This is a genomic window from Brevibacterium sp. JSBI002 (assembly GCF_026013965.1).
Taxonomy (GTDB): Bacteria; Actinomycetota; Actinomycetes; order Actinomycetales; family Brevibacteriaceae; genus Brevibacterium.
Window position 1 is genome coordinate 1,514,805 of record NZ_CP110341.1, and the last position, 23,185, is coordinate 1,537,989.

The following is a 23,185-nucleotide window of genomic DNA, read 5'->3' on the forward strand; positions in this document are numbered from 1 at the left end:
GAACTGCGAGGAGCGGGGCCCGCCGAACGGCGGGCCCCGTCTCCGTGATCAGAGAGCGTTGAACTCCGAGGTGAAATCCGGTGCGATCTCGCTCAGCGTCGGCGGCTGCCCCCAAGCGCTGTCGACGGGTGTCGCCGAAACATGGGCGTCGAGGATCGCCAAGCTCAGCGCATCGGCCGCCGCCGCGGAGATCATCACGAGCTCTCGGGTGGCCGCGTCACGATCGGTGGGCAGATCCTGCGCTCCTGTGGCGATGCCGAAGACCGTGTCGCCGTCGAAGAGGGTGTGCGAGGGCTGCACAGCTCGCGAGATGCCCGCGTGCGCACCCGATGCCATCCGCGTGGTCTGCGCCGTATCGAGGCGTGCATCGGTTGCGACGATCGCAATCGTCGTGTTCTTCGCGGCAGTCCCCGGGGCCGGCGGCGGAGTGGCGGGGAGACTCAGCACCTTCGGCAGATCGAGACCGATCGAGCGCAGCAGCGGGTCCAACCACAGACCGCCCGTCGGCGTGCCGATCGTTCCCAGCGAATTCGCCACTACGAGGGCCGCGACTGTGGTTCCGCTGGGCAGCCGGACGGCATAGGACCCGAGCCCTCCGCGCACACTCTGGAACCCGGACCGGGCTCCGACGCCTGCCCCGATGCTGCCTCGGATCTCGTCTGTCCTCCCGGACAGCGCCGCTCGTGTCGCCTCGGCCCCTTCGTCCGGTCTCGGCGGTGACACGGAACCGTTTCCGCGGCCGAGGTCGAAGATCGCGGCGGCGGGAACGAGCGGAACGACCGCATCGGCAAGTCCGGGAGCAGGGAATCCGAGCCCCGCCTCGGCGAGGGTGTCGACGACTCCGGAGACGGCACCCAGCCCGAACGCGGAGCCGCCGGTGAGGACGATGGCATCGGCACCATAGGAATGTGTTCCCGGCGCGATGACATCGGTCTCACGGGTGGCGGGACCGCCCCCGCGAACATCGACGCCGACGGTCGAACCAATCGGGGGCAGCACGGTGGTGATCCCCGTCAGCCGGCGGTCGGTGCACTCACCCGCATGGCCGAGGCGGATACCGGGGATTTCGAGGACTCCGCCCCCGCGGAACGGGCCGGGCCGTGCCTCGGGGCGCGAACCGCGCGCGGTCTCCCAGGTCATCAGCGGTCCTGGGGCCGGCTCTGCACCCAGGCCTCGATCTCGGCGCGGCTGCGGGGGAAGTCGCCCGAGAGATTCTCCACTCCGTCGGCGGTGACGAGGACGTCGTCCTCGATGCGGACACCGTTGCCGCGGAACTCCTCGGGCAGGAGCAGGTCGTCTGATTTGAAGTACAGTCCGGGTTCGATGGTGAAGACCATTCCCGGTTCTATAGTTGCGTCCAAGTACATCTCCGCTCTCGCCTGTGCACAATCATGGACGTCGAGGCCGAGGTGATGACTGGTGCCGTGGACCATCCACCGGCGGTGCTGCTGTCCTTCCGGCGACAGCGAAACGGCCGCGGAGACGGGCAGCACACCGAACTCTTCGAGACGCTTCGCGATGACCTCCATGGCCGCCTCGTGGACCTCACGGAACTTCACAGGCCGGTTGGGGTGCTCGGCGGCCACGGCGAACGCGGCATCGGAGGCTTCGAGCACGGCATCGTAGATCTTCGCCTGCACCGGAGTGAAGGTGCCCGACACGGGCATGGTGCGGGTGATGTCCGCGGTGTAGAGCGAATCGGCTTCGGCTCCGGCATCGACGAGGATGAGGTCACCGTCCCGGACCTGACCGTCGTTGCGGATCCAGTGCAGGGTGCAGGCATTGTTGCCCGAGGCGGCGATCGTGTCGTAGCCGACTCCGTTGCCGTCGGAGCGAGCGGCGGTCTCGAACGCGGTCTCGACGACACGCTCCCCACGACGGTGCCCGAGTGCCTTCGGCAGCGCTGCCACCACGTTGTCGAAACCGGCGCGGGTGATGGCGACGGCTTCGCGCAGCTGCGCGATCTCGTGGTCGTCCTTGATCAGGCGCAGCTCGGAGAGGAGCTGGGCCAGTTCGGCGTCGCCGGCCTCGGACGTCTCGAGATCGGCCTGGACCTGGGTGCGAGCCAGGTCGATGACTCCGTCGATGCGGGTGTCGGCCTGTCGGACGAGGCGCACGGAGATGGCCCCGAGATCCTTCGTGATGGCGTCATCGACCGTGGCGGAGCTCTCCGTTGCGATGCCGGTCATGGTGGACATCGCTTCGAGATCGGCGCGCGGTCCGACCCAGTACTCTCCGTAGCGGGAATCGGAGAAGAACTCCTCCGTATCGGCACCGGCGCGGGGACGGAAGTACAGCGTCACATCGTGGCCGTCGTCCTCGGGCTCGAAGACGAGCACGGCGTCGGGTTCGGAATCGGCTTCCAGGCCCGTGAGGTGGATGAACGCGGAATGAGCGCGGAAGCGGTAGTCGGTGTCGTTTGAGCGGACCTTGAGTCCGCCGGCGGGAACGACGAGCCGTTCGCCGGGGAACGCTGCCGAGACCGCGTCCCGACGGGCCGGGGTGAAACCGGCGGCGGCGAGAGCCTCGGCGTTGAGGGGAGTGCGATCCCAACCGGAGGCGACGAAGTCACGGAAGGCGGCGGAATTCGGGCGGTGCGAGCGGTTGTTGACGCGGTCTGCGAGGTTTTGGGTCGAGTCTGGGGTATCTGAGTTCTGCTCTGTCATGCCGCCAGTCTAGATGGGCGGAGTGACATGGTGTGTACACGTGGGAGTCGGAACGACAGATGCAGATAGACTGTGACCATGGTCATCGATCTCCACGTGCACACCGCATTTTCGGACGGGACCCAGACCCCGTCCGAACTCATCTCAGAAGCCTCGATGGATGGCATCGACGTCGTCGGACTCACCGACCACGACACCACCGCAGGTTGGACCCTTGCCGAAGATGCCGCCCGCGTCTACGGGCTGGGCCTGGTGAGGGGAATGGAGATCTCCTGTCGCTACGAGGGGATCAGCGTGCACCTGCTCTCCTATCTCCACGACCCGTACGACACGGGGCTGGCCGAGGTCGTGCAGGAGACGAGGCGGGCAAGACTCGACCGCACCCACCTCATCATCGAACGGCTGGCCGAAGACTATCCGATCGACATGGATGCGGTGCTCTCCGTGTCGGGCGAGGACGCCACGATCGGACGTCCGCATATCGCCGATGCGCTGGTGGCAGCCGGCGTCGTCGAGTCGCGCACGGAAGCGTTCTCGTCGATTCTGTCCAGCCAGGGAAAATATCATGTGTCCCTGCCGACGATCGATCCGATCACCGCGATCGGACTGATTCGGGAAGCCGGCGGAGTCTCTGTCTTCGCCCACCCGCGCGCGGCCATGCGCGGTCGGGTCGTGCCCGATTCGGCGATGACCGAATTCATCGCTGCCGGTCTCGACGGACTCGAAGTCGACCATAGGGACAATCCTGCGCAGGAGCGAGAGGCGATGCGACGCCTGGCGCATGAGCACGATCTCATCGTCACCGGCTCCAGCGACTACCACGGCACGGGCAAGCCCAACCGCCTCGGCGAGCACGTCACTTCCGACCATATGCTCGGGAAGCTGCTCGAGCGTGCGGCTTCACGGCCGGGCGGAGTCGACTACATCCAGGGCTGAGCCCGGCTCCGAGCTGCGCCTGCCTTCATCCGGGGGCTGAGGTCAGCCGAGGATTCGGCTCAGATGGAGCTTTCCCCAGGCGAAGCTCAGTGCGTACGACAGAGCCGCCATGAGCGCGAGAAAACCGAAATACTGGACGACGAGCAGGATCGGTGTCGCATCGACGTCGAAGAGACGTTCGAAGAAGAGTTCGAGGAAGAACACGTGGACGAGGAATGCACCGAATGATGCCGTCGCCATCGTCGTGAAGACCTTCTTGGCCCGCTCGCTGAGCCGGATGCGCGAGACGAGGAGGATGACGCTGACGGCGAGTCCGACGATGAGCGGGTTCGCATTCTCGATCGGATAGGACCGTCGCGACTCCCACCACAGCACGCCGAGCGCCGAGACCGCGAAGAGCACACACAGCATCCAGATCGGCGGACGCAGCTCATGCGCGTGGTGGATGACGAAGGCGCCGACGGTGAAGTAGACGACCTGATATGTCGCGAAGCCCCACTTCCACGCATCCTGGTCGGAGCCGATGATCTCGAGGGCGAACGGCGCCCACACGGTCGACCCTGCGAGGACGATGGCGAGGGTCGCGAGCTTCCACGGCCGCTGTCCCTTCCAGAACAGGATGAGCGTGCCGAAGACGAGGATGAGCGGAATGTACGCGTAGAGATACCATAGGTGGAAAGCCGGGCGACCGGCCTCGAGGAGGCTGCGGACGAGGTCGTGTCGGACGTCGACCTCATCGGTGTCGAAGAGGTTGAAGCCGAGCACGAAGATGACCGACCAAGCGGCCAGTGGAACGACATGCCGGACGATGCGGTCCCACATCTTCGCTTCGGTGCGCGGAGGTGCACCGGCGAGCACGGCCCAACCAGCGATCATGAAGAACATCGGCACGGCCCAGGGATTGACCGCCTCGGCGAGATGGCCGAGCCACCAGGCGTCGCTGCCCTCGTCGGATCCGCCGATGAGGACGCCGCCCGAATGGCCGATCATGACGGTGAGCCCGGCGAGCACTCGCATGACATCGACGTCGTGGCGGTGCGCTTTCGGAGTTTTCGGCCTCGCAGTCGGGGCAGGTGCCGCCGTCGGCTTGTCGGCTGGGGCTGGTCCGGCCGTCGGCTCGGCGGGGGAGAGGTCGACCCGGGTGGGAGCTGCGGGGGACTCGTCGTCCAACCGGCGTGAACCGAACAATGACTCACTCTCGTTCGTACTCGATGACATGGCGTCCGAACATCATCAGTCACAGAATTGAACGGGATCGGGGGTCGAATTGAACACAGGATGAACGAAGGCCCCGACCAGGTGGTCGGGGCCTTCGCTAAGACTGTGCGGGGAATCGGTCGCGCCCGCGGAGGGGTCAGTCCTCGCTGGAGTCGGTGGCCGGATGGCCGCCCTGACCCGTCTGGCCGCCCTGTGCGCGGTTGACCGGCTTGCCGCCGCGGGTGCGGCGACGGCTGCGCTGGCGGCGCGGTTTGCGGTCGTCGCTGCCGGAGTCGGAGGAGGATTCACGACGGTCGGATGAGCCGCCTCGGCGAGATTCCGAACGGCCACGGCCGGAACCGCGACGATCGGATCCACGGCCCTTGCGCTCACCGGAGGACTTTTCGTCCTCGCCTTCGGGGTGCTGGCGCGGCAGTCGGCCCTTAGTGCCCTTCGGGATGCCCAGGTCGGAGAAGAAGTGGGGCGAGGTCGAATAGGTCTCGGCGGGTTCGTCGAAATCGAGGCCGAGGGCCTTGTTGATGAGACGCCAGCGGGGCATGTCATCCCAGTCGACCAGGGTCATGGCGACACCGGAGTTGCCGGCCCGACCGGTGCGTCCGATGCGGTGGACGTAGGTCTTCTCATCATCGGGGCACTGATAATTCACGACATGGGTGACATCGTCGATGTCGATTCCGCGGGCCGCGACATCCGTGGCCACGAGCACATCGACCTTTCCATCGCGGAAGGACTTCAGAGCCTTCTCCCGCTGTGACTGACCGAGGTCGCCGTGGAGAGCCTTGACCGCGAAACCGCGGTCCTCGAGTTCGGCGGCGAGCTTGTCGGCGGTGCGCTTGGTGCGGGTGAAGATGATCGTGCGACCTCGGCCCTCGGCCTGGAGCATGCGGGCGACGAGCTCGGATTTGTCCATCGAATGGGCGCGGTAGACGAACTGCGTCGTGTTCTTGCCCGTCAGCGACAGATCCTCATGATCCTGAGCGCGGATATGGGTGGGCTGATTCATATAGCGCCGGGCGAGGGTGATGACCGCACCCGGCATGGTGGCGGAGAACAGCATCGTCTGGCGGTGGGCGGGAACCGCGTTGATGATCTTCTCCACATCGGGCAGGAAGCCCAGGTCGAGCATCTCATCGGCTTCGTCGAGGACGACGGTGCGGACGCGGTGGAGCTTGAGGATCTTGCGACCGTAGAGATCGAGGAGGCGGCCGGGGGTGCCGACGACGACGTCGACGCCGGATTTGAGCCGGTTGATCTGCGGATCGAAGTCCATGCCGCCGTAGATGGTCATGATGTCGACGTCACGCTGCACCGAGGCGGTGACGAGATCGGCCGCGACCTGCTTGGCCAGCTCACGGGTGGGAACGACCACGAGGGCCTGCGGCAGTCGCGGCTCCTTGGCGTCGCCCACGCTGTCGGGAGTCGAGTCCGGGTCGGAGGTGACCGACGAGTCCTCGGTCTTGCCGACGACACGCTGGAGAAGGGGGATTCCGAATCCCAGGGTCTTTCCGGTGCCCGTCTTAGCCTGCCCGATGATGTCGGCTCCCGACAGTGCCACGGGCAGCGTCAGCGCCTGAATGGGGAAGGGGTGGGTGATTCCTGCCGAGGCCAGCGAGGCCACGATCGGTCCGGCGACTCCCAGCTCCGCGAAATCCGCTTCTGTCTCCGCCATATTCCAAACTCCTTTTAGCGCGTACGCGCTTGTCATGGTGCGAACCGGTAGTCTTGAACTATGCCCGATTCTGTCCCATTGGCCGGTAATGATGCTGCAACGCTCGCACTTCTGGCGTTCGGCGAGCTGACCGGTTTCGAACGTATGGCCACAAACGCGACGACCGCAGCGGATCTGGATGACAAGGTCATCCTGGCGCGGCTGGCCTCTCAGTCATTCGCGAACTTCGAACAGCTCTCACAGCACATCGATCAGATGGGCCAGGATGTGATCGAGCTCTGTCAGCATTTCGAACCGACCTTCAGCACTCTGGCTGAAAGGACTCGTCCTCGCGACTGGTACGAAAGCCTCATGAAGGGATTCGTCTTCGACGGAATCATGAATGATTTCTACCGCACGGCGGTGGACGAACTCGCGGAGCCCGGATACAGCCTGGCTATTGCAATTCTCGATGATACACGTGCCAGCGAATATGCGCGCAATCGTCTGACATCCGAAGTGGCCGTCGACACACAGCTGGCCTCGCGGCTGGCCCTGTGGGGCCGCAAGCTCGTCGCCGAGACCCTGGGGCGGGCTCGCAGTCTGCTCACCGATCCGTTCCTCGGCCTCGACGAAGATCTCGTCGTCGAACTGATCCCGTCGGTGACGTCGAATCACTCGAAGCGGATGTCGGCGCTCGGTCTCGTCGCCTGATCCCACGAGAGATGCACGATTCCGCCGCGAACGCGAAAAGGGCCACGGTCATTGCGACCGGGGCCCTTTTCCGCTCAGGGGCAGCTCAGGCGCTGAAGCCCACGCGACGTGAAGTCTCAGCACCGATTTCGAGGTAGCCGAGCGAGGCGGAGGGAACGTAGACCTGACGGCCCTTCGTATCGGTGAAGGTCAGCAGCCCGTCGGACTGGATCTTCTCTTCGACGCGGGCGGCGAGAGTCTTCGCATCTTCGTCCGTTTCGAGGGTGATCTCGCGCTGAGTCTGCTTGACGCCGATCTTGATTTCCATTGTGCTCCTTGTGCCGATGCTCGGTGATCGATGACGGATTCGTCTGTGTTCAGCTTAACGTCCGCAGACTCGGGTTTCTTCCCGGTGGATTCCGCTGAAGGCTGATCGGTAGGTGGATCGTCAGCGATCTGCGAACGACCGCAATCCGCCCCAGCTCATCTGGGTGAGCAGCTCGACGGCCGTGTCGACGTCGACACCGCGCTGTGAGTCGATCTGCTTGACGACGACTTCGGCGGTGCCGATGAGAGCCCGACACAGCAGCTGCGCCTCATCGTCGCTGAGGCGGGCGAAGTTCTTCAGAGCGGAGACGACCCGTGTCGCCGAACTCTCCCGCAGCGCGCGCAGCTTCTGTTCGGCCTTCGGCTCGTAGACGTCCGAATTGAAGATGATGACGAACTCTTCACGGTGTGAGACCACGAAGTCGAAATACGCGCGATAGGTGGCATGGACCTGCTCATGCGGATCGATCGTCGATCCCAGAGCTTCGGCCAGCCGAGAGTCGAGGAGCGCCGCCGAGGAATCGATGAGCGCCAGGTAGAGATCCTGCTTCGAATCGAAGTGCTGATAGAGCACGGGCTTGGACACACCGGCTGCCTCGGCGATCATGTCCATCGAGGTCGTCCGATATCCACGGGTGGCGAAAACGGAGCGTGCGACTCCCACTAATTGGTCGCGGCGCTGGTCACGGGGCAATCTCTGTTGTGGACTCGACATCCTTCAATGTTACGCGAAGTCAGGCCGTGCATCGGGCATCCGCGCTGTCACTTTGACGACGCGCCGGTCAGGGGCTCGGAAGTCTCATGTCAGCGGGCCGTGATGGAATACGAGTATGGATGAGATGACGCAGCGAATGGGCAGCACCCTGCTCTCCGGCGGCTGCCTGAATATCATCGGGCGGCCGGGCACCGGGAAGACGACTCTGCTCGAGTCGCTCTATGCGCGGCTGGTGTCGACGATCGACCCCGCCTCGGTTCTCGTTCTCACACCCGACCGTGATCACGCCGATGTGCTGCGCAATCGTCTTCAGCTGCCCGCCGACGCGGTCCTCTCCTCCGCCCCGGCCCGCAGTCTGGCGTCGTACGCGTACGGGATCGCCCGCGCCGCACACACGACGCGGACCGGGGAAGACCTCGAATTCATCTCCGGTGCCGATCAGGATGTCTTCCTCGCCGACCTGCTCGCCGGTCACGAACTCGGTCGTTCCCGCGGGCCGGCGTGGCCGTCGGAGATCACCGCCGAGGTGCGGTCGACCTCGGCCTTCCGAACCGAGGTCCGCGACGCGCTCAACCGAGTGATGGAGTTCGATTTCGGAATGCGCACGCCCGACACGTCGCAGGAGATCGCGGAGCACGTGTTCGACTTCGGTCGCAGCGCCCTCGATCGTGCCCTTGCCGACAACCCCGACCCTCGGTGGCGGGCCGTGGCCGCGATCCTCGACGAATATCTGGGCATCATGTCCATGCCCGGCTACGGGGGCATCGACTCCGCGACCGTTCTTGCTCTCGCCGCGTTCGAGATCCTCCGCGAACCCGCCGAGGTGACGGCCGGACGGTCGTGGACGTTCGCCCCCGACCGTTTGCCCACCGTGGTTCTGGCCGACGGGGTCCAGGACTTCCCTGCCGCAAGCTGGGGAATCCTTGAACAGCTGCGCGCCAGGGGGAGTGCGATCGCTCTGTTCGGCTCACCCGAGACAGTGACCGGACGTTTCCACGGAGCCGACGCGTCGATCATCGATCGGGCGACGGCCGAAGACGGCTTCGAAACGGTCGTGCTCGATCGCCAATGGGATGTCGACCCTGCATTGGCGACGACCGTCGACGGCTTCGGAGCCAGGATCACCACGCGATGGTCGACCGGTCATATGCCGCGCCCACGACCCATTGAGGATGCCGCTGATTCTGCGGCTTCCGCTGAGGCGTCGGCGAGCGTGCCGCAATCAGCTCCGACAGCGGCACCGGTTGAAGAGCTGTCTCCCGTGTCGTCCGAGCCTGCCGTGGAGACGCACGTATTCGAGGGCAGTGCGTCCGGACACCGATATCTGGCCCGTCGGATCACGAACTTCGTCGAACAGGGGCACAGCTGGTCCGATGTCGCACTCATCTGCCGCAATTCGTCGAGTGCTCGCACGATCGCCAATGAGCTGAGAGCCTCAGGGGTCTCGATCGCCACTCTCATGCAGCCGCTCAATGTCGACCCCGCGACCGCACCGTTGTTGGACCTGCTTTCGGCCGCCCCTGATTTCGACGATGACGAGTCGATCGCCGACCTCGCTCTGTCCCTGGCCGGCAGCATCTACGTCCGCCTCGACCCCGTGCAGATCCGCCGTTTCCGACGAGCAGTGCGCAGACAGTTCCCGGCGTCCAGCAGCACGGCGTCGCTGGCTCAGGCACTGCGCAGCCCGATCGACGATTCGTCCCCACAGGGACTGGCCACGATCTCACGGATGCTCCACGCCGCTGCTGAGGTCGGCACCACCGACCCCCACCAAGCGCTCTGGAGCATCTGGGACGCGGCCGGAGTCGCTGAGAAATGGCAGATCGAAGCCCTGCGCGACCCGGAATCGGTGACCAACGGCTATCTCGATTCGGTGCTCCGGCTGTTCGCGCTGGCCGAGAAGATCGCCGACCGCGGCGGTTTCACCGCTCGCTCGTTCGCCGGCATCGTCGCCGAACAGGACATCGCCCAGGATTCCCTGGCCGATACCGCAGGATTCGCCGACCACGTGCTGGTGGGCACCCCGTCCTCACTGGCCCATGTGCGTGTGCCTCTGGTGATCATCGCCGAAGTCAACGAAGGCGTCTGGCCGAACCCGAAGCTGCGCGGCGGAATCCTCGGCCTCACCGATCTCACGGCGGTGCTCGCCACGGGTGAGACGGTCACCGGTGACCCCGGCTACCACGCGCATGCGAAACGGACGAATCTGCGTGAAGAGGGCGAGCTGTTCTTCACCGCGCTCAGCCGTGCGCAGGAACGCGTGATCGTCACCGCCGTCACCGATGCGGAGACCGAGCCGTCCCCGTTCTTCGATGTGCTCGCCGCTGGCTCCGCCAAGGGCACCGAGGCGGCCGACGGCTATGCGATCACCCACGAGGATGAGCTGCCTCCGCTGACGGTACCGGAGATGGCAGCACATGCCCGCGCTCACCTGCTGCAGACGGCTGCCGCGGCCGATGTCGAAGCTGCGGGGCCATCGTCGACGCTTGTGGACGCCACCACGACCGAAAGCGCCGACAGCTCTGCGACTCCGGACCCGGACACGCAGTCATGGGCGGCGCTGATGCGGGCGCTCTCAGCTGCCGGTGGCACGGTGGAACCACCGACGCAGTGGCGCGAGGCAGAGGACATCACCACGAATGAACCGCTCTTCACCGACTCTGATACGGTTCGCGTCTCACCCTCCCAAGTCGAAGCATTCACCGACTGCTCCCTGCGGTGGTTCCTCACCCGCAACGGCGGTGACCGCCCGATGTCGACAGCCCAAAGTCTCGGAACCATCATCCACGCCGCCGCCGAGAACTATCCGGAGGGCCCCACCTCCGCGATCCGCAGTTTCGTGGAAACTGAGTTCGCGTCCTTGGAATTCGACGCGGAATGGGAACGCGAACGGGAATTCGACGTGGCGATGAGCATGGCCGACCGCCTCGGCGACTACATCAAGAAGACTCCGGGCCGCCTCGTCGGAGTCGAAGCACAGGTCTATGCGGTCGGTGTCGACTCGGACGGACGTGAGTGGAAGGTCACCGGACGCCTCGACCGAGTCGAGGAGGTCGAGGGCGGACTGCGCATCGTCGACTTCAAGACCGGCAGGAACGTCGTCGCCGGCAAGGAGATGGACCGGCATGCACAGCTGGGTGTGTATCAGGAAGCCATCAATTCCGGGACCATCAGAATCGGTGAGGACCAAGAGCTCGATGCACACGCTTTCGGCGCTGAACTCGTCTTCCTGCGCAAGTCGGCTCGCACTGTTCGGGAGCAGTCGGCGCTCGACGTCGATGAGAACCCCGACTGGGCTCGTGAACTCATCGACGACGTGTCCGGCAGGATGCGTGCCGCGAGCTTCCCTGCACGGGTCGACCCGCAGAAGTGCAAGTCGTGCCCCGTCCGATCATCGTGCCCGGCGATCGGCCCGAAGATGTTGGAGGAGAACTGATGCGCTTCACCGCCGAGCGGCTTGCCGAGCTCACGGCCGCCGACCCTGCCCAGGCCTTCCCTCCCAGCCCGGAGCAGAAGGTGATCATCGAGGCCGACCCGGCACAGTCGATGAAAGTCACCGCCGGGGCCGGATCGGGAAAGACCACAGTCATCTCCCAGCGTGTGGTGTGGCTGGTCGCCAACGAATTCGTCTCTCCCGAAGAGATCCTCGGCCTGACCTTCACCCGCAAAGCAGTCGGAGAACTCGGCGGACGCATCCGAGTGCTTCTGTCGCGTCTGCGGCACAACCTCGGCCGGGGTCAGGACCTTTCACTGCCCGGTCTCGACAATCCGACCGTGTCCACATACAACTCCTATGCCGCGTCCATCGTCAGCGAACACGGGGTGAGCATCGGCATCGAACCCGAAACTGTCCTCCTCGATGACGCCGCGGCACACACCATCGCCGGGACTCTCATCGATTCGACGCCACCCGACGAGATCCCCGGCGATTTCTCCCGCGAGACGATGATCGCCGATGTCATCGCCCTGGCAGGGCAGATGAATGATCACGGTCGTGATGTCGACGACGTCACGGACTATCTCGAGCAGTGCCTGTCTGCCCTGGTGTCCAGCAAGGGCAAGCCTGTCGATCCCAATGGACGACGGGCGAAACTCGAAGCGAAGATCCGAACGGCCCGACTGGCTGATGCCTATATGCGCGCGAAACGGCGCAATCTGGCCATGGACTTCTCCGACCAGGTGCGTTTCGCCCAACGCATCCTCGACGAGGTGCCCGCCGCGGCCGAGGCCGAGAGAGCCAGGTGGAAGATCGTCCTCCTCGACGAGTTCCAAGACACCTCGGTGGCTCAGCTGAAGCTCTTGCGCGACCTCTTCCACTCCACCGCAGTGACCGCAGTCGGTGATCCCCGCCAGGCCATCTACGGTTGGCGCGGCGCCAGCGCCGACAACATGGTGCGTTTCTCATCGGACTTCCGCGACGTCGAATCCCTGTCGCTGAGCACCAGCTGGCGCAACGATCGCTCGATCCTGCAGGTGGCCAACCGCATCGCCGCCGGACTCGCCGACAGCAGCGAGTCCCCGCTCTCGGCCCGCGACGGTGCCGGTGAGGGCGAAGTCAGTGTCGAGATCAGCTCGGGCGCCCACGATCCCGATTTCCTCACCGTCGGCCTGCGCGCACTCACGGATTGGTTCCACACGGTCCCCGCAGGTTCCTCGAAAGCCGTGCTGTGCCGCAAACGTGCCCACTTCGCGCCGGTCGCGGCGGCGCTGGAAGCAGCCGGATTCGCTGTGCACGTGCACGGTTCCTCGGGGCTGCTGACCGACCCCTTCGTCGCAGATCTGCGTGCGGTGCTTACCGCTGCGGTCGATCCGATGGCCGGCGACGAGATCATGAGGCTCGTCAGCGGACGGATGCTAGGCCTCGGCGCAGGCGACATCGCGGGGCTGCAGGCCTTCACCCGTCGTCAGTCCGAGCGGCGAGCCTCCGAGCGAGCCGAATGGGCCGCCGAGGAGGTCATCGCCGAAGCCATCGACCAGGCGACGATCGTCGAAGGCATCGATGAGCTCATCGAAGTGCAGCGCGTCCTCGACCACGGAGCGCGGACAGCTGCTGACAGGGGACTCATCGCCGACTATCAGCAGTCCGGTCTGAGCTCGGAGGCGCTGCATCGTCTGGTCCGATTGGCTCGCGCGCTGCGGGCCACCCGGTCGGGAACGGGCACCGTGGCCTCGATCATCCGCACCGCGATGTCCGAGACCGGAATCGATTCGGATATCTGGAGCCTCAGCGATTCTCTGCGCAATCTGCACAGAGCCTCCGTCGACGCATTCCTCTCCGCGGCCAGCCAGTACTCTGCCACCGATGACAAACCCTCGATCACAGGCTTCCTGTCCTGGCTCAGTCTTATGGAAGCTCATGATGCGCTGAGCGTCGCCGAACCGACGACGGCAGCCGACGCGATCAACATCATGACCGTCCATGCCTCGAAAGGTCTGGAATTCGACGCCGTCGCTGTTCCCTCTCTGGTGGTCAAGGACTTTCCCACCGAGCCGCGGGACAAGGAAGGGTGGATGGACCGCACGGCTCTGCCGTACCCGTTGCGCGGTGACCGCGCACATCTCGTCGACTTCGACCTGCGGAAGGCCGAATTCGATACGAAGAAGGCCCTGGATGAGTGGATCGGAGACTTCATCCGTCCACGGATCGCCGATGCGCACGAGGGGGAGGAGCGACGCCTCGCCTACGTGGCGTTCACCCGTGCGAAGAGACATCTGTGGCTCGGTGCGGAGCTGATGGGTGCGCGCGCGGTTCCCGACGATCCCTCGCCCTTCCTCACCGAAGCGATCGAGGCCTTGGGCCTCGAAGTGGAGATTCCGGAACCTGCCGACGAAACGGCGCAGGACCGCATCGAGACCACTGCATGGCCGGTGCCCCGAACGAAGCAGGTCGCCGCCGCACAGCGAGCCGCCGGTTGGGTCGAAGCGAGCCCGGACGTCAGCTTGGAGTCCTTGGCCGAGACTCCGGGAACGATCGGGCGCTTCGCCGCTCAGGCCCTGCGCATCGGTGACCGGCCCGAAACGGTGTCCGCTGCGGCCATGCCCGACCGTCTGTCGGCAACGGCCCTGGTTGCATGGAGGAGGGATCCGCAGAGTTTCCGTACGCAGACCCTGCGTCCGATCCCGACTCCGCCCAGCCGGGCCGCCGAGATCGGAACGACCTTCCACTCCTGGGTGGAGCAGCACTTCGGCCAGTCGAGCATCGATATCGGCGAAGACGAATCGGTGAGACCGATCGACGCCGCGACGGTCGAACGGCTGCAGGAGACGTTCTCAGCCTCCGAGTTCGCGACGCGTCGGGCCGACCACGTGGAGATGTCCTTCGAACTCGTCCTCGGCAGATTCCGGGTGCCGGGGAAGATCGATGCGGTCTTCATCACCGGGAACCATGCCGAGGTTGTGGATTGGAAGACCTCGAAGAAACCCGATGCGGCAGTGCTCGAGGTGATGAAATGGCAGCTGGCGCTCTACCGGTTCGCGATTCTCAGAGTGCATCCGGAGATCGCCGAGGTGACGGGGACGTTCTACTTCGTCGGCAGCGATGACATCGTGCAGTTCACCGACCTGCCTGACGAGGACGAAGTCGTCGAATGGCTGGAAGCCAACGACATGGGCTGAGTTCAGCGGATCCGGCCGGTCTCTTCCCCGTCATCAGTTTCGTCGGCGTCCCGAGTCGGTTCGGTCCGCACCTGCGATCCCGGCTCGGAGTCGAACTCCGAATCATCATCTGAGGGAGCCGACGGAGGCTGAGCTCCGGGAATGAACACATCGGGGGCTGCGGTCTCCGTGATCGCGGCTTCCACGTCGGGAGCATCGGTCGCGGCCGGTGCAGAGGAATCCGGGGCCGTCCCGGGAGTGTTCCCACCGTCGTCTGCAGGTTCGGTCGCGGACTCAGAGGTCGGTTCCTCCGCCGAGGCGGTCGCATCAGCTGGGGAACCGAACAGGACCTCATTGAACGAACTGAGGAGCCCGGCGGCATCCTCGACGGCGGTCTCATCCCCGGAGTCGACCGCCTCGAGCAGCCAGTCGAGTACCGCGAATTCGGCCAACAGCTCGGCACGGGCGATGACATGCTCATCGGCGCGGGGCCGGGAATTGCGGTACTCCTCGTAGAAGGTCGGCAGGGCGGCAGGATCGATCAGCGCGGAAGCCGCCGCCAGATCGATGGCTGGATCGGCGACGCGCAGACGACCGATCTCGGCGAGTGCGAGCACTCGCTCCTGATCGGTATAGACGCTCGTCTCATCGAGTGAACCGTGGATGGGCGTGGCGAGGAAATGCCAGAGCGCCACCTTCTCGAATTCCTCCTCCCAATGCTGCAGCAGAGACGATGGGACCCGTCCGGTGCTCGCCGCCTGATCGAGGCGCTCAAGGATGAGGAACTGTGATCGAGAAGGATCCTCCACCGGGAAACCGGCATCGGAGACGGGCTCGGGTGCAGCCGAATGCAGAGTCGCCAGAGCCTGGGCCAGCGAACTGGCCCGCGCCGTGTCGGCGATGGGCACATCGCCCAGCGGCGCCCCCGGCAGGGGATCGGCCAGTGTCACAGTCGTCGGGGACGACGTGTCGAAGTAGTCGGCGTCCACCTCGGTGATGGCCCGCAGGCGCGGCCAGACGAAGTCGGCGTGCGGATACATGGCCTCGTAGATTCGTCCCGCCTCGGCGGCTGAGCCGATGTCCGCGGTCCGATCGAGCTGGGTCTGAGCCGCTGCGACGAGCTGCTGATCGTCATCGCCGAGCAGGACTCTGACTCCGGCATCCAGCGGCGGCAGGGGTGTCCATGTCGTCGGGACGAAGCCGTCGAGCATCGTCGCCGCGATCGCAGTCAACTTGAGCGCCTTGGTATCCACCTTCCCCAATCTACCGTCTGGGTTCGGCTGAGACACGGGACTCGCCGTCGAGCGTGTCTGCCATGGGGACTTTCGGGTCCGGTCAGGCATTCACGGCCAGGGTCTCAGTGTCAGGACGCTGGGATATCGTGGAGGGCATGAAGCCATTGCCTCCAGTGCAGCCGATCAGCCTCGCCCGACACGGAATCGATCGGGACCATCTGACTCGGGGCCACGACGGAGATCTCAGCGAGATCTGGGCCTCAGGGGCACTCGCTGTCTTCGAACATCGCGGATCGCTGCTCGTCGCCGGCGGGGGGCTCTTCCTGACCGACCGCGAAGCGGTGCCGGAGGGCCAGACGGAGGTCTACCTCGGCCGAGACCCACAGGCCACCCGCTATATCGGAGTGTCATTGGACGACGACGGTCGCAGCCTCGTCGATTCCCGATTGGACGCCTCGCGCGCCCGGGACGCCACCGATCTGCTGACCGCTCCGGGAGAGGGGATCGACAGTTCCGAACCCGTCTGGCTGACCCTGCGTCATCTCGCCGAAGCCCTTGACGATGTGCAGGTATCCCTGGCCTGCGAGATCGTTGGTTTGGGAAACTGGCATCGTGCACACCGGTTCTCCCCGCGCACCGGCACACCGACCACTCCGATCATGGGCGGATGGGTCCGCCGCGATCCGCAGACCGGAAGCGAACACTTTCCCCGCACCGATCCGGCAGTCATCGTCGTCATCGTCAACACCGATGAGAACGGAGTCGAACGTGTCCTGTTGGGCAACAACGCCGCCTGGGAATCCGACCGGTATTCGCTCCTGGCCGGATTCGTCGAACCGGGTGAGACGCTCGAACACGCGGTGATCCGCGAGATCTGGGAGGAAGCTCATCTCGAAGTCACCGAACCGCGGTATCTGGGCTCTCAGCCGTGGCCGTTTCCCTGTTCGCTCATGCTCGGCTTCTCGGCCGTCGCGCCCAGCCGCGACTTCGCCGCCGACGAGGCGGAGATCGCCTCGCTGCGCTGGTTCACCCGGGCGGAGCTGCGCGGTGCCATTGCGAACGGCGAGGTGCGCGCTCCATCGACGATCTCCATCGCCGGACAGCTCCTGTACAGCTGGTTGGACAACGCATGAACGCTTCGGCCACGGCCCTGCTCGAGGCCCTGGACGAGGAACAGCGCGCCGTCGCCACCCATTTCGACTCACCGGTGATCGTCCTCGCCGGCGCCGGCACCGGTAAGACCCGCGCCATGACGCACCGGATCGCCTTCGGAATTGCGTCCGAGGTGTTCCCCGCCAGCCATGTCCTCGCGCTGACATTCACCGCCAAGGCAGCGGGGGAGATGCGCTCACGACTGCGCGGACTCGGAGTCCCCGCGGTCCAAGCCCGCACGTTCCACTCCGCGGCGCTGCGCCAGCTGCGGTTCTTCTGGGACCGGTTCGCCGAAGGAGACTTTCCGCGGATCATCGAGAACAAGGCGGGCATCATCGGCTCGGTCATGCAGAGCCTCGGGTTGGAGACCAGCCGAGAATTGACCAGAGACGTCGCTTCGGAGATCGAGTTCGCGGCCTCTTCCCTGCTCGGCGTCGACGACTATGCGACGAAGGCCGCGGCCAGGGACCTGCCCGGACAGCTGAGCGTCGACGATATGGTGCGGATCTTCGAAGCCTACGGGGAGGCGAAGACACGAGGACGGCTGCTCGATTTCGATGATGTGCTCCTCGTACTCTCGGGAGTTCTCGCCGAGTATCCGGCGATCGCGGCCGAGATCCGCGAACAGTACAGGCATTTCGTCGTCGACGAGTTCCAAGACGTCTCGCCGCTCCAATACGATGTTCTCTCCCGGTGGCTGGGCCCCCGTGACAATCTCTGCGTCGTCGGTGATCCCGCTCAGACCATCTACACCTTCGCGGGAGCCGATGCGAGCCTGCTCGGTTCGCTCAGCACGTCGATGCCCGAGGCCAGAACGATCCGCCTGGTGCGCAACTACCGTTCGTCCCAGGCCATCGTGTCCACGGCGAACAATCTGCTGCGACACACCTCTCGGACCGCGCTGACCCTGCGGACCGACAACCCGATGGGCCGGCAGCCGCGCATGGTGGAGTATCCGACCGACGAGGCCGAGGCCACCGGGGTCGTCCAGGCCATCTCGGCAGAGATCCAGGCCGGACGTCGTCCGCGCAACATCGCAGTCCTCTTCCGCACGAACGGACAGAGTCCCTCCTACGAACAGGCGCTGGCCGCAGCCGGGATTCCCTATGTGCTTCGCGGCGGAGAGCGCTTCTTCGCACGCAAAGAGGTCAAAGAGGCCGTTCTCATGCTCAAAGCCGCACGCGCGACCTCGAGCGGACAGCGTCTGCCCGAAGCCGTGAAAGAGGTTCTCGGCTCTCTCGGATTCACCCGAGAGCCGCCCGCTGCCGGAGCCGGCCGACAGCGTTGGGAATCGCTCAAAGCCCTCGTCGACCTCGCCGAGGAGCACCAGCACGGGCGGGAGCTCCCCGTGCCGATGGAAGTCTTCCTCAGCGACCTGTCGGATCGTGCCGAGCACCAGTTCGCCCCGGACATCGAAGGAGTCACTCTGGCGTCCTTCCACGCGGCGAAGGGCCTGGAGTGGGACAGCGTGCACCTGGTTGGTCTCAGCGAAGGTCTGCTGCCCATCAGCTACGCCCAGACGCCCCGAGCCGTCGCCGAGGAACGCCGCCTGTTCTATGTGGCGCTGACGCGTGCAGGCACTGACCTGCGGATGAGCTGGTCGCTGGCGCGGTTCGACTCCAAACAGAAACCGCGGAGGTCATCACGCTTCCTCGCCGAACTCGGTCAGTCCGGACCGACGATGGGAGACAGCCGCACAGCGTCGAACTCCGCGTCACTCAACCGCTGCCGCGGCTGCGGGAGGGCATTGGTCTCGCAGATCGACCGCGCAGTCGGACGATGTGCGGACTGTCCCGCCGACATCGATCTCGAGCTGCTGGACCGTCTGCGCCGCTGGCGGGTGCGCACTGGGATGGAGCAGGGACTGCCGCCGTACCTCGTGCTCACGGACACCTCGCTGTCTGTCATCGCGGAGGTCCGTCCCCGCACCCTCGACGAACTTGCTCGCGTCCCCGGCATCGGTGCGACGAAGCTCGAACTCTACGGAACTCACCTACTGGGTCTGCTCGGCGACTGACCCGAAATCCGGGACCGGCGTGCGACACTGGCAGCGATCGTGGAACGTCATTCCGCTATCCGTCACCTCGCCGGCATCCAAGGTGACCACGCGTCGCATCGATGGTGTTTCGGGGCGCAGCAGCGCCTGACGAAGCATCTGAACGACGTGCGCCGAGCCGAGGATGCGTGCGGCGGGGTCGCTCAGGCTCTCACGCTCCGGCAGGGCACGCAGACGCGGATGCTGATCGAGCCAACCGGCATCGCTGTCCTTCCGGTGCAGGCAGGAACACACAGAGCACGGTGTCGAACCGGGCCGGATGAGTCCCGTGATCTCCACCGACTGCTCACCGAGGACGACCTGACAGTGATCGACTTCGCGATCACTGAGCCACATGGCGGAATTGAGATCCGGAACCAGGTGAGAACTCGTGACTACTACCGGTGAAGCCATGAGATCGAGCTCCTCGACACGGCGAGCCGCGGCGACGGCGAATCCGAGAGCCGCCAGCTGCCCTTCGACATGGGAGCGCAAAGGACCCGTGACCAGCACGGGCCGGGACCCGAGGACCTGAGAGACCCGATCCGGCGACAGATTGAATGTGCGCGCCGAGGCGAAGACCGGGGACCCTTTCGGCACGGTGCCGCCGTCCGTATCGGCCGGAATGAGGACATCCGCCTCCCCGAGGAGGGTGATGAGGGAACTCGCCCTGCTGAGGTCGACCGCGAGTTCCTGAGCGCGTGCATAGAACTGAGCCGAGCCGATGCCGAGACGGAGATCTTCGATGAGACTGGCGTCACCGGGCAGTAACCCGTCGATGAGCACAGGATCATCTGCGCCGAACTGGATGCATGAGGACGAACGCCATGTGATGGGAACACTCGGAAAGATTCTGAACATCTCGGGCCCCTTCGCCTCGCCATCCTGGAGACTTCCACAGTAGTGAACGAGAGACGGAATGGCCACGTCGGGAGAGTAGTTGTGGACAACCCTGTGGAAAAACGGCTGAGGACAGGCCGGGAACGCGTCCCGACATGCCCTCAGCCGCATAGTGCCCCAGGCGCTCGCGAGGACTCGTGCGGCTTCCCCTTCCGCACGCATCCTCGGGTTTTCCGGGGTCAAGCATAGAACTTATTCCGCAAAAGCCTCCGCGTCAATGCACCGTCATGCACAGACACGTCAACAGCCTGTGGATAACCTGTGGGAATCGCCGTGGAGTCTGTGGAGGAAAGGCGCCTTGAGTGTCGATATGATTGTTGATAAACACGCTCCCGGGTCGGATCAGCTCCCGTTCTGTGGGGACTGCGATCACCGAGGCGGCTGTGGACGGGGGATCCGACCCCAACTTTTCGGCAGACTCAGGAAACTCACAAACTCCGAAGGCTGTTCGTCTGCAGAACCGCTGCAGAGACGCCGCCACGGTGCCAGTGGCACTGTCACCGTGTCAGTGCGGTTTCCTATGATGGTCAGGTGAGCAGAGCACAGCGGTGGAGTGAAGAAGAGGTGCTGCGGGCGATCGCCCGGGGTGAGATCGAAGTGCGCCGATCGGCACGACGGAAGAAGACCGTCGCCGTCTCGAAAGAGGTCGAGACCTACGTGCTGCGCACTCCTGAGCGCTACAGCGTGGAGCGCAACATCCGTTCGCTGACTGATCTGTTCAATCGCCTCTCCGCCCGTGACCATTCGTCGGATGCCGACCTCGCCGAGCTGGCTGAGGAGATGAGCAGTCGCTTCTTCGGCGGCAGGCTGCGACCGACGTCGATCCGTTGGGTGACGAACCAGAATGTCAGCAGATGGGCGTCAACCACGACGTCGACGGGTGACATCCGCGTTTCTCATCGCCTGCGCGCCGTGCCGCGCTGGGTGCTGGAGACGGTCGTCGTCCATGAACTCGTCCATCTCCAGATCGGTCCGCACTCGAAGGAATTCCATGCATTGGCCGATCGCCATCCGCGGCAGTCCGACGCAAGACTCTACCTCGAAGGATTCAGCGACGGGGAGCGATTCAGGCGCGGGAGCTGAGCGCTGACACAGCGGAGCGAAATAGGCCCGGCAGCCGGTCCGGCAGGTCGGGCATGAGGTCATCGGGCAGTCGGTCCAGAGGAAACCATGCGACGTCGAAGGACTCGTCCGAAACATTCGGCGAATCGTCAGTCGAAGCCTGGGCTGCGAAGACGACGTCGAAGTGTCGGGTGCAGGTCCCGAATGCGGCCGAGAGGTCATGCACATGCAAGTCGATGGGATCTGCAGTGACTCGCGTGAGCGGGCGCAGACCGCTTTCCTCTTCGGCCTCTCTGCGAGCGGCATCATGGAGCGAGGCGTCGGCAGATTCGAGGTGTCCGCCGAACTGACCCCACAGGCCGGCCTTCCGGTGGTGGTTGAGGAGAACGGCCTCGGTGACCGGATCGATGACCAGACAGCTGGCTGTGAGGTGGTGCTCACCCCCGGAGCGGTGCAGGGAATCGACGCCCTGTCGGTTGAAGAGCTCCGCGAAGGATTCGGAGAATGAGTTCCGCGGTCCGCGCTCGACTTCCTGCCGGGCGGTTTCGAGATCGATCATTCAGCGATCGTCGCGATCGTCCGAGCTGTCGTCGTCGGGGCTGCTGTCGTCGGTCGGCGCAGTGTCGTTGCGATCCGTTTCCTCGGATTCTGATTTCGCTTCGCTGCCGCCGGCTCCCTCGAGGCCCTCGGCGAGGATGCGTGACAGGGCCTCATCGATGCTCGATTCATTGGTCCATTCGGCCTGACGTCGCTCGGAATAGCCCAGCGGGTCGTCCAGGTCCTGCGTGGTCGGCAGCAGATCCGGATGGGAGAACACGCGATCGCGGGCTTCGGCGCCGCCCTGCGTCTCCAGGTACGCGAAGAGCGCGGCAGCATCTCGGAGACGACGGGGGTTGAACTCGAGGCCCACAAGGGTTGAGAAGGTCTTCTCCGCCGGTCCCGCGGTTGCCCGCCGACGGCGAAGTGCTTCGCGGACCTGATCGCGACCGGGCAGATGCTTGCACGCCTCATAGACGACAACGTCGACCCACCCGGCGATGACGGCGAGGAGGTTCTCCAATGACGTCAGCGCCTTCTTCTGATCGTCGGTCGTCGGCGGGTTGAACAGTCCCTGGCGGATATTGTCGCTGAGGTCGGAGATGTTCGACGGATCGATGTTCGATGCCATGTCCTCGATCTGCGAGGTGTCGACCTTCAGCCCCTGCGCATAACGAGTCAGGGCAGTCTCGACCTGGGCGCTCAGCCACGGGGCGCGCTCGAACAGAGCGAGGTGGGCGAGTTCCTGAGCCGCGAGGTAGATGCGGACCTCGGAGACGTCGACGTCGATCTCGGAAGCGAACGTCTCGACGTTCTTCTCGATGATTACGGCAGTGTCATGGGGGAGCAGCGGGAGTCCCACCTCGGTGCCGGTGAGGACGCTTTCGGACAGCGCGCCGACGGCCTGTCCGATCTGCATGGCGAACATCGAATCGCTCATCGATCCGAACATCGATGATGCCCCTGCGAGAATGCCCTTCATCTCGGCCGGGACCTGGGACTCGAGCGTGTCCGTCAGGGCCGAGGACATGTTCTCCTTGATGGGGAGCACGAACTTCTGCCAGCCGGGCATCGTCTCCTTTACCCAGTCGGCTCGGCGCAGCGGACGGGCGGAGCGGTTGGCGCCGGAGAGTTCGGTGGCCTCGGCGAGCCAGAGCTCCGCCAGACGGAACGCATCGGTCGTCGCCCGCTCGGCGTCCTCGGACACAGAGGGGTCGGGAGTCGGAACGGCCTTCTGAGCGATCGACACTGCCTGGGACTGCGAATCGGCACCCTGTCCGAAGAGCCCCTGCATCTGATTCATAATCGTGGACATCATCGCCGGATCGATCGAGAAGCCCTGCGGCATGCCCGAACTGGTCTTGTCGTCTCCCTGACCGGATCCGGGACCATTGGCACCGAAGAGCATTCCGAAGATCTGCTCGAACGGATTCTGCTCGTTGTTGTTGTCATCGGTCATTGTTCTAC

Annotated in this window: 17 protein-coding genes; 7 read left to right on the plus strand and 10 right to left on the minus strand. The window is 64.9% G+C overall.

Annotated elements, in window-relative coordinates:
- Positions 1-48: 48 nt before the first annotated feature.
- Positions 49-1,140 carry a P1 family peptidase gene (locus LJ362_RS06900; RefSeq protein ID WP_264801419.1) on the minus strand — a complete coding sequence of 364 codons (1,092 nt, stop codon included), beginning with the start codon at positions 1,138-1,140 and terminating at the stop codon, positions 49-51.
- Positions 1,140-2,666 (minus strand): aminopeptidase P family protein, encoded by a 1,527-nt coding sequence (locus tag LJ362_RS06905; RefSeq protein WP_264801420.1) that lies wholly within the window; start codon positions 2,664-2,666, stop codon positions 1,140-1,142. Before LJ362_RS06905 ends, LJ362_RS06900 begins: the two co-directional genes overlap by 1 nt.
- A 78-nt stretch (positions 2,667-2,744) precedes the next feature.
- On the opposite strand from LJ362_RS06905, the gene LJ362_RS06910 reads away from it, so the two are divergent.
- On the plus strand, positions 2,745-3,602 hold the full coding sequence (locus tag LJ362_RS06910; protein WP_264801421.1) for a PHP domain-containing protein: 858 nt from the start codon (positions 2,745-2,747) through the stop codon (positions 3,600-3,602).
- 42 nt (positions 3,603-3,644) lie between these two features.
- On the opposite strand, the gene LJ362_RS06915 is transcribed toward LJ362_RS06910, so the two are convergent.
- Positions 3,645-4,790 carry an acyltransferase gene (locus LJ362_RS06915; RefSeq protein WP_264801422.1) on the minus strand — a complete coding sequence of 382 codons (1,146 nt, stop codon included), beginning with the start codon at positions 4,788-4,790 and terminating at the stop codon, positions 3,645-3,647.
- A gap of 166 nt (positions 4,791-4,956) precedes the next feature.
- Positions 4,957-6,489 carry a DEAD/DEAH box helicase gene (locus LJ362_RS06920; RefSeq protein ID WP_264801423.1) on the minus strand — a complete coding sequence of 511 codons (1,533 nt, stop codon included), beginning with the start codon at positions 6,487-6,489 and terminating at the stop codon, positions 4,957-4,959.
- A 60-nt stretch (positions 6,490-6,549) separates the two neighbouring features.
- Here LJ362_RS06920 and LJ362_RS06925 point away from each other — a divergent pair, with 60 nt between their 5' ends.
- Positions 6,550-7,182, plus strand: coding sequence for a ferritin-like domain-containing protein (locus LJ362_RS06925; RefSeq protein WP_264801424.1), 633 nt, complete (start codon positions 6,550-6,552; stop codon positions 7,180-7,182).
- Positions 7,183-7,267: 85 nt separating this feature from the next.
- On the opposite strand, the gene LJ362_RS06930 is transcribed toward LJ362_RS06925, so the two are convergent.
- Complete coding sequence (locus LJ362_RS06930; RefSeq protein ID WP_264801425.1) at positions 7,268-7,489, minus strand: DUF3107 domain-containing protein; 222 nt, start codon at positions 7,487-7,489, stop codon at positions 7,268-7,270.
- 120 nt (positions 7,490-7,609) lie between these two features.
- Positions 7,610-8,203: a TetR/AcrR family transcriptional regulator gene (locus tag LJ362_RS06935; protein ID WP_264801426.1), complete on the minus strand. Its 594-nt coding sequence runs from the start codon at positions 8,201-8,203 to the stop codon at positions 7,610-7,612.
- A 115-nt stretch (positions 8,204-8,318) separates the two neighbouring features.
- Here LJ362_RS06935 and LJ362_RS06940 point away from each other — a divergent pair, with 115 nt between their 5' ends.
- Both LJ362_RS06940 and LJ362_RS06945 read left to right on the plus strand, forming a co-directional pair.
- The gene (locus LJ362_RS06940; RefSeq protein WP_264801427.1) at positions 8,319-11,639 is read left to right on the plus strand and encodes a PD-(D/E)XK nuclease family protein; all 3,321 of its coding nucleotides are present in this window, start codon (positions 8,319-8,321) and stop codon (positions 11,637-11,639) included.
- A complete protein-coding gene (locus tag LJ362_RS06945; RefSeq protein ID WP_264801428.1) occupies positions 11,639-14,818 on the plus strand; it encodes an ATP-dependent helicase in 3,180 nt (1,059 codons plus the stop codon). The genes LJ362_RS06940 and LJ362_RS06945 overlap by 1 nt, the downstream gene beginning before the upstream one ends.
- Positions 14,819-14,820: 2 nt before the next feature.
- On the opposite strand, the gene LJ362_RS06950 is transcribed toward LJ362_RS06945, so the two are convergent.
- Positions 14,821-16,050 carry an aminoglycoside phosphotransferase gene (locus LJ362_RS06950; RefSeq protein WP_264801429.1) on the minus strand — a complete coding sequence of 410 codons (1,230 nt, stop codon included), beginning with the start codon at positions 16,048-16,050 and terminating at the stop codon, positions 14,821-14,823.
- A 137-nt stretch (positions 16,051-16,187) separates the two neighbouring features.
- Here LJ362_RS06950 and nudC point away from each other — a divergent pair, with 137 nt between their 5' ends.
- Both nudC and LJ362_RS06960 read left to right on the plus strand, forming a co-directional pair.
- Complete coding sequence (gene nudC / locus LJ362_RS06955) at positions 16,188-17,165, plus strand: NAD(+) diphosphatase (RefSeq protein ID WP_264801430.1); 978 nt, start codon at positions 16,188-16,190, stop codon at positions 17,163-17,165.
- Positions 17,162-19,201 carry an ATP-dependent DNA helicase UvrD2 gene (locus tag LJ362_RS06960; RefSeq protein ID WP_264801431.1) on the plus strand — a complete coding sequence of 680 codons (2,040 nt, stop codon included), beginning with the start codon at positions 17,162-17,164 and terminating at the stop codon, positions 19,199-19,201. The genes nudC and LJ362_RS06960 overlap by 4 nt, the downstream gene beginning before the upstream one ends.
- Here the strand turns inward: LJ362_RS06960 and LJ362_RS06965 are convergent.
- Positions 19,178-20,080, minus strand: coding sequence for a hypothetical protein (locus LJ362_RS06965; RefSeq protein WP_264801432.1), 903 nt, complete (start codon positions 20,078-20,080; stop codon positions 19,178-19,180). The two genes, LJ362_RS06960 and LJ362_RS06965, sit on opposite strands and share 24 nt — an antisense overlap.
- Positions 20,081-20,650: 570 nt before the next feature.
- Between LJ362_RS06965 and LJ362_RS06970 the strand changes: the two genes are divergently transcribed.
- Positions 20,651-21,202 carry a M48 family metallopeptidase gene (locus LJ362_RS06970; protein ID WP_264801434.1) on the plus strand — a complete coding sequence of 184 codons (552 nt, stop codon included), beginning with the start codon at positions 20,651-20,653 and terminating at the stop codon, positions 21,200-21,202.
- Here LJ362_RS06970 and LJ362_RS06975 read toward each other — a convergent pair.
- Positions 21,186-21,740 carry an NUDIX hydrolase gene (locus LJ362_RS06975; RefSeq protein WP_101544964.1) on the minus strand — a complete coding sequence of 185 codons (555 nt, stop codon included), beginning with the start codon at positions 21,738-21,740 and terminating at the stop codon, positions 21,186-21,188. The genes LJ362_RS06970 and LJ362_RS06975 overlap by 17 nt on opposite strands.
- Complete coding sequence (locus tag LJ362_RS06980) at positions 21,741-23,177, minus strand: zinc-dependent metalloprotease (RefSeq protein ID WP_264801436.1); 1,437 nt, start codon at positions 23,175-23,177, stop codon at positions 21,741-21,743.
- Between the last annotated feature and the right edge of the window lie 8 nt (positions 23,178-23,185).

Excerpts from the sequence above, each read along its gene's own strand:
- LJ362_RS06920 (WP_264801423.1), bottom strand. The coding sequence starts at position 6,489 with ATGGCGGAGACAGAAGCGGATTTCGCGGAGCTGGGAGTCGCCGGACCG.
- LJ362_RS06925 (WP_264801424.1), top strand. The coding sequence starts at position 6,550 with ATGCCCGATTCTGTCCCATTGGCCGGTAATGATGCTGCAACGCTCGCA.
- LJ362_RS06900 (WP_264801419.1), bottom strand. The coding sequence starts at position 1,140 with ATGACCTGGGAGACCGCGCGCGGTTCGCGCCCCGAGGCACGGCCCGGC.
- LJ362_RS06910 (WP_264801421.1), top strand. The coding sequence starts at position 2,745 with ATGGTCATCGATCTCCACGTGCACACCGCATTTTCGGACGGGACCCAG.
- LJ362_RS06980 (WP_264801436.1), bottom strand. The coding sequence starts at position 23,177 with ATGACCGATGACAACAACAACGAGCAGAATCCGTTCGAGCAGATCTTC.
- LJ362_RS06965 (WP_264801432.1), bottom strand. The coding sequence starts at position 20,080 with ATGTTCAGAATCTTTCCGAGTGTTCCCATCACATGGCGTTCGTCCTCA.
- LJ362_RS06905 (WP_264801420.1), bottom strand. The coding sequence starts at position 2,666 with ATGACAGAGCAGAACTCAGATACCCCAGACTCGACCCAAAACCTCGCA.
- nudC (WP_264801430.1), top strand. The coding sequence starts at position 16,188 with ATGAAGCCATTGCCTCCAGTGCAGCCGATCAGCCTCGCCCGACACGGA.
- LJ362_RS06930 (WP_264801425.1), bottom strand. The coding sequence starts at position 7,489 with ATGGAAATCAAGATCGGCGTCAAGCAGACTCAGCGCGAGATCACCCTC.
- LJ362_RS06945 (WP_264801428.1), top strand. The coding sequence starts at position 11,639 with ATGCGCTTCACCGCCGAGCGGCTTGCCGAGCTCACGGCCGCCGACCCT.
- LJ362_RS06960 (WP_264801431.1), top strand. The coding sequence starts at position 17,162 with ATGAACGCTTCGGCCACGGCCCTGCTCGAGGCCCTGGACGAGGAACAG.
- LJ362_RS06935 (WP_264801426.1), bottom strand. The coding sequence starts at position 8,203 with ATGTCGAGTCCACAACAGAGATTGCCCCGTGACCAGCGCCGCGACCAA.
- LJ362_RS06940 (WP_264801427.1), top strand. The coding sequence starts at position 8,319 with ATGGATGAGATGACGCAGCGAATGGGCAGCACCCTGCTCTCCGGCGGC.
- LJ362_RS06975 (WP_101544964.1), bottom strand. The coding sequence starts at position 21,740 with ATGATCGATCTCGAAACCGCCCGGCAGGAAGTCGAGCGCGGACCGCGG.